This is a genomic window from Bacteroides coprosuis (genome assembly GCF_020741705.1).
Taxonomy (GTDB): domain Bacteria; phylum Bacteroidota; class Bacteroidia; order Bacteroidales; family Bacteroidaceae; genus Bacteroides_E; species Bacteroides_E coprosuis.
In genome coordinates, this window is record NZ_DYYK01000152.1 from 1 (window position 1) to 7121 (window position 7121).

The window sequence follows — 7121 nt, forward strand, 5'->3', positions numbered from 1 at the left end:
ACCGCTATTTCAACCGAATTCATAAAGGCTTTGGTCAGGTTCAGGATACCTTAGAATCTTATTTTGAATAAATAATTAAAAAATCAATTTGCGAGAAAGAACTATTTACACAAAAGATTTGACAGTCTCCAAACTATTTTACAGTCTCGGCCGTTTTGTCTGTAAAAGTACTACAAAAGTTATATTTTGTTTAGTTGATAATAATAGTCTTATAGACTTAAAGTTTCTGTTAGAAATCATTCCTACTGTGGATGCTAATTGATAGAAAATACTGGAATTTATAAAATAGTATGTAGAAAGTAAAGTTAAAAATATAATATTAAAGACCTAAAAAATAAAGGAATAAAAATGAGCACAAAGATAATAGATAAAATTAAAGAAATTGATAGTGATGAGCAACCAATAGATATTACCTCTGAAGCTAATTTGATTTGGGATATTGCTAATAAGTTACGTGGTGTTTATATGCCAGATGATTATGGTAAAGTCGTTATTCCGATGACTATAATTAGACGGTTTGAGTGTGCACTAGAATCAACTAAAGACAAAGTCATTAGTACAGTAGAACAAATTCCCGACTATCCTGATCTTGCTTTGTTCAAAATTACGGGGTATCAATTCTACAATAAGAGTAAATTTAATTTAAAAGAATTATGTAATGATCCAGATAATATTGCTGCTAACTTTAAATCATATATTTCTGGTTTTTCTTCCGATGTGCAAGATATTTTGAAGAAACTTGATATGGAAGATCAAATTAAAAAGATGGATGACGGAGACTGTCTTTATTCTGTAGTTAAGGCTTTCTCGGAAGTAGATCTAAGCGTAGAGCACTTCGATAGTATCAGGATGGGATATATCTTTGAAAATTTGATTGGAAGATTCTATCAAAATGTTGATGCCGGACAATTTTACACTGGTCGAGATATCATTAAGCTATGCGTTTCATTGCTTTTATCAGAAGAATCTGATGATATTCTTGATGAAAATAAAGTTGTAACTATTGTCGATCAAGCTTGCGGAACCGGCGGTATGTTAAGTACGGCTTATTCATATCTAAAAGCTATAAATCCTAGTGCAGATGTTCACCTCTTTGGACAAGAAATGATGGGTAGATCTTATGCTGTAGGATTAGCCGAAATGCTAATTAAGGATCAAAACATTGATAACTTTAAACAAGCAGATACTCTAAAAGAAGATTGTTTTCCTAACCAAAAAATGCGGTTTGCACTAGAAAATCCCCCATTTGGAACTCCATGGGGTGGTAAGGACGCTAAATCAGGTCAAGAAGACGCGGTAAAAGAAGAGTTTCTAAAAGGAAAAGACAGCAGATGGCCTGCCGGATTACCTGCTAGTGGGGATGCACAATTGCTATTTATGCAATCTGCTTTGAATAAATTAGACGAAAATGGACGTGCAGCAATCATTGAAAATGGCTCACCGTTATTTACAGGAAATACGTCTTCTGGTGAATCTCAAATCAGAAGATGGCTTCTTGAAAATGACTACCTTGAAGCTATTGTGGCTATGCCCACGGACATGTTCTACAACACAGGTATTGCTACATATATTTGGATTTTATCTAAAAATAAGTCAGCAGGTCGAAAAGGAAAAGTTCAATTAATTGATGCAAGTAATATCTATACTGATTTAAGAAAGCCATTAGGTAATAAACGTAGAAGATTTGCACCTCAAGATCGTGAAAAAATTGTAAAACTTTATGCAAATTTTGTCGAAAATGATCTATCTCAAATCCATAATAATACTGACTTCATTTATCGTGAATATACAGTAATGCAGCCATTGCAAAAAAGCTACGGTATTAATAAAGATCGAATTGAAAATCTACTTCAAAATAAGACTATTAAGAACTTATACGATGAAGCAAAAGTTCAAGAATTAGAATCTGAAGATAAATTAAGTGCTAAAGATCAAAAGAAACTAAATAAATACCAAAAGAATAAACCAGTCTATGACAAAATGCTAGAAATATTGAATGATAATATCTCTGACAAGTTATATATGTCACCTGAAGAATTTAAGCCAGTAATTACTAACTTATTAGGAGACACAGTTGAAAGTAAGCTGATCCCTAAGATTATAGATGGCTTATCTAAGATGGACAAGAATGCTGAAATACAAAAAGACAAGAAGGGGAACGTTAAATACGATAAAGATACTTCTGATACCGAAATTGTAAATATTAAAACTAATATCAACGACTATATGAAGAAAGAAGTATTACCTTTTGTGCCTGACGCTAGGGCACTCTTTGAAGAAGATGCAAGCAAAAAGAAGCCTGTAATTAAGACTGGAGCTGAAATTCCATTTACTAGATATTTCTACAAATATCAGAAGCCTGAATCTACTGATAAATTGAAGAACGAGATTACTGAATTGGAAGAGTCTGTTTCAACAGGGATGCATAAATTATTTAAGTAGGTGTTATTGATGGTAAAAATGAAAAATAGTGGAATTGAATGGATTGGTGAAATTCCTGAAGACTGGAAAGTAATACGTAATAAATATGTTATGCATAAAGATAAGAGTCTTATTACTAAATATAATAATGAAGATATCTTGTCTTTAACTATGAATGGTGTAATCAAAAGAAATCTTGATGCTGGTGGGAAAATGCCATCTTCATTTAATGGATATCAAAAGATCAATAAAGGCAATCTATTACTTTGCTTATTTGATATTGATGTTACACCAAGATGTGTAGGAATTATACAAAATAATGGTATTACTAGCCCTGCCTATTCGCAGTTTATTTTGACAGATAATAATGATGTCAGGTTTTATTATTACTACTATTTAGTGACAGATAATAAAAAAGCTTTAGTTCACTTAAGCAAAAATTTGCGCCATTCTTTAACTGAAGAACAATTTGGAAATCTTGATACCATTAGACCACCACTAGACCAGCAACGAGCTATTGCAGATTTTCTTGATAAGAAATGTGCTGATATTGATAAGTTATCTGTTCAAATTCAAAAGGAAAGCGAAGCTTTGCAGGAGTATCGTAAGAGCGTCATTACTAAAGCAGTTACTAAGGGGCTGGATGACAATGTTCCCATGAAAGATAGTGGGATTGAATGGATTGGCAAGATTCCAGAAACGTGGAAACTAGAGAAAATAAAGTTTCTAGCTTCTAAAATGACTAGAGGTACAGCTCCAGATTACACACAAAAGCATATAACACGTGTAGTAAATCAAGCTACTTTTAGCAAAGGATTTTTTGATACAACTAATTTGAAATATTCAAAAAAGTTGGCTAATGATAGTAGAGGATTACTACAAAAGGGAGATATATTAATTGCTTCTACAGGTGGTGGGGTATTAGGAAAAGTTTACTATTTTAATGAAATAGAAGAATATGTTGCAGATAGTCATGTAACTATCGTAAGACCGATTCCTTCAAAATTAAAATCTCGCTTTGGATATTATTTTTATTCAACTCTTTTTGAAGTATTTAATGGAATGATGTCGCAAGGTTCAACAAATCAAATTGAGCTTCAATTATTTGATTTAGCTAACTCCTATTTACCGCTACCAAATATACATATTCAACAAAAAATTGTTAATTATTTAGATAATAAAACATTTCAAATAGATAAAATAATCTCACAAAAGCAACACCAGTTATCACTTTTATCCGATTACAAAAATTCTCTAATTTTTGAATATGTCACTGGTAAAAAACAACTATCATCAAATGGAGGTGCAAAGTAATGCGTGGCACTATTGATGAACGATATGAATATCAACAAGATATTATTCGCTACTTAACAGAACATGACGGATATATTGAAAGAAAGGACGCCTATTTTGATATCCTTCATGCAATGGATCCCGAACTGCTAATGAGCTTTCTTAATAAAACACAGCCTGATGAAATGGCTGCATTAAAAAAGATGTATAAAGATGATCTTCAGGAAACTATTGTTAATTCAATTAATAGTTTTGCGGTAAGTAAAAATGGTAGTATTCTTTATCTTTTAAAACATGGCATTGAAATTGCAAATCACAAATTGACGCTGTTGTATGAAAAGCCTGCTACAAACTTCAATCCTGAATTAACTAAGAAATATGAGTCCAACATTTTATCAGTTATGCAAGAAGTACATTATATCCATAAGGAAAATGATGCTGATCAAAATAAACAAAGAGTAGATTTGGTTCTTTTTGTTAACGGAATTGCAATTATAAGTATTGAACTCAAGAGTAACGGCCAAGGTCAAAATTATGAAGATGCTATTGAGCAATATCGTAAGGATAGAGACCCTAAAGCTAGACTGTTCTTGTTTAAAGCTGGTTGCTTAGTTAACTTTGCTATGGATTGTGAAGAAGTTTATATGACAACCAAGCTGGATAAAGAAGCTACATTCTTTATGCCTTTTAATAAAGGAAAGGGAGAAGGAGTATTTTCTGGAGCTGGTAATCCAATCCTAAAGGATGATTATGACGTGTCCTATATGTGGAAAGATATTTTTACTAAAGATACTTTGATTGAACTTATTACTAAGTTTATCTTTATTGAAAAAAAAGAGAGTAAAGATGAAGTAACAGGTAAAAAGAAAGTATCTGAGAGAGTAATTTTTCCTAGATACCACCAATTAGATGCTCTCCGAAAGATAATTGCTGATCTGAAAATTAACCATACAGATCAAAATTACTTGATTGAACACTCAGCTGGATCAGGGAAAACGAATACCATCGCATGGCTTGCACATAGGCTTGCATCCCTTCATGATAATGATGATCATCAAATTTTCGACAATATCATTATTATGACTGATCGTGTTGTAGTAGATAGACAACTCCAAAAAGCCATCATGGGATTGGAACATAGAAGTGGTTTAATTCAAGTAATGAATGATAAGTGTACCTCTGCAGATTTAAAGTACGCTCTTGAAAGTAATACCAAAATCATTGTTACCACTATTCAAAAGTTTCCTTACGTTGTCGATCTTATTAAAGACTCGAATGATAAAAATGTAGATCTAAAGAATAAGAAGTTTGCTGTAATTATTGATGAGGCTCACTCATCTACCGCAGGTAAGGATATGATAGCTGTCACTCAAACCCTATCTACAGAAAAGGAAGATGATGATATAGATCTTCAAGACGCTTTAGTTAAGGAAATTCAAGGATCGGGTAAGCAAAATAATGTAAGCATGTTTGCTTTTACTGCTACTCCAAAAAGTACAACCCTTCATTTATTTGGTAGGCAAGACAAGAATGGAAATTGGGCACCTTTCCATTTGTATAGCATGAAACAAGCTATTGAAGAAGGATATATTCTTGACGTTTTAGCAAATTATACTACGTATAAAACCTACTATAAGATTAATAAAGAAATCCAAAATGATCCTGAACTACAAACCAGCGATGCAAAAAGACAAATCGCTAAAATTGTAGATTTAGATGATACCAACATTGATCAAAAAGTTAATATTATTTTAGATCACTTTATAAATCACGTAATGCCTGAGCTAGGTGGAAATGCAAAAGCCATGGTTATAACTGCATCTCGTGAAGCTGCTGTAAAATACAAGTTTGCTTTTGAAAAAGTAATTAAGAAAAATAATTACACAGATATTAAAACATTGGTTGCTTTCTCCGGGAAAGTAAAATTAAACGATGATGAGTATACTGAAGCTTCAATTAATGGCTTCTCTGAAGATAAAACAGCTAAAGAATTCAACAAGCCGGAATATAAGCTTCTTTTGGTAGCAAATAAATATCAAACCGGTTTTGATCAACCTAAGCTTTGTGCAATGTATATTTTGAAGCCGTTACATGGTGTTAATACTGTTCAAACTCTTTCTCGCTTGAACAGAATTTGCCCACCGTACGAAAAAATTCCATTCGTACTTGATTTCGTAAACGATTATAAGAGTGTAGAGAAGGATTTTGAACCTTACTACACAACGACTTTATTGTCTAATAGTGTGACCCCGCAATCGGTTGCTAACTTAGCTATGAAGATCGATGGATACTATATCCTTGTTCCAAGGGATGTTGATGACGCAAATCAAATTTTGCATCAAAAGAAAATTACTAGCAGAGATAAGCAAACACTAAGTTTTTTCTTCAATAGAGTTACTGAAGAAATAAGTAAACGTGATAAAGAAGAACAAAAAGAGATATATCAAGCCTTAAAATCCTTTAAGCGTTGCTATGAGTTTCTTCTTCAAGTATCAGATTTAGAGGATATAGAACTACAGAAGAAATATGATTTTATCATATACTTGTTAAAATATATGAACATTAATAAGCCCGGTGAGGGATACGACCTAACAAATAAGGTTAAAGCCTATAACTTTAATCAGAAAAAGACTGGAGAGTTTAAGGATAATAAACACAATTCTAGTCCGGTTGTTAAATTACCTGTTGCTGATTCAGTGAACTTAAGTGAAGAAAAGAAAAAGAAGCTTTCTGAGATAATTAGAGAAATCAATGAAAAAACTGGCAGTGACTTTGATGAAGATGTTGCTGTTAAGTCAATGTTACAAATAAAAGACTTGATGATGAAATCTAATCATTTAAAATCAAGTGCTGCAAATAATAAAGAAAAAGATTTTGAACTTACGTACTTTGATAATATTGATAATATTTTGGTCGATGGCTTAGATCAAAATCAGAAGTTCTTTACTTTTTTACTTAAAAACAAAGAGTTTAAGAAGGAAATATTGGGAACATTTGCTGAAGAAATTTACAAAGCATTACGTCAAGATAATAAACCAGAAATCTAAAGCTATAACGTATAAACTGCATTTTTAAAGTAACCAAAAAGGTTGCTTTTTTTATACTAGAAATTAGGAATAGTGTAGGGACACTGCATAATAAAACAGTAGAATATATTTTATAAATCATAATATAAAGGGAAAATAAGCGTAATGAAATCTTTTAATGAAATGAATCGTGAAGAACAACAAGCATATTTAATGTTGCCAATTATTCAAGAACTAAAAAATATTGGTGGTGAAGGTAGCACCAAGAAAGTGAAGAAAGAGATTGTTAATAACGACGAAAATCTTCCTGAAGATGTTTTAACCCAAACTAAGACATCTAATAAAGGTAATACATATCATCCTTTTGATTTTCCATATAAT

The 7121-nt window shown here is 31.9% G+C and carries 4 protein-coding genes; all 4 read left to right on the forward strand.

The genetic code is table 11. The features are described 5' to 3' along the window. The first annotated feature begins 348 nt into the window (after window positions 1-348). Window positions 349-2442 (forward strand): type I restriction-modification system subunit M, encoded by a 2094-nt coding sequence (locus K8V80_RS09255; RefSeq protein ID WP_276777285.1) that lies wholly within the window; start codon window positions 349-351, stop codon window positions 2440-2442. Window positions 2443-2460: 18 nt separating this feature from the next. Further along, window positions 2461-3735 (forward strand): restriction endonuclease subunit S, encoded by a 1275-nt coding sequence (locus K8V80_RS09260; protein ID WP_276777288.1) that lies wholly within the window; start codon window positions 2461-2463, stop codon window positions 3733-3735. Beyond that, window positions 3735-6761: a type I restriction endonuclease subunit R gene (locus tag K8V80_RS09265; protein WP_276777291.1), complete on the forward strand. Its 3027-nt coding sequence runs from the start codon at window positions 3735-3737 to the stop codon at window positions 6759-6761. Before K8V80_RS09260 ends, K8V80_RS09265 begins: the two co-directional genes overlap by 1 nt. A 144-nt stretch (window positions 6762-6905) precedes the next feature. Further along, a partial coding sequence (locus K8V80_RS09270) for a hypothetical protein (protein ID WP_276777292.1) occupies window positions 6906-7121 on the forward strand: 216 nt, incomplete at its 3' end.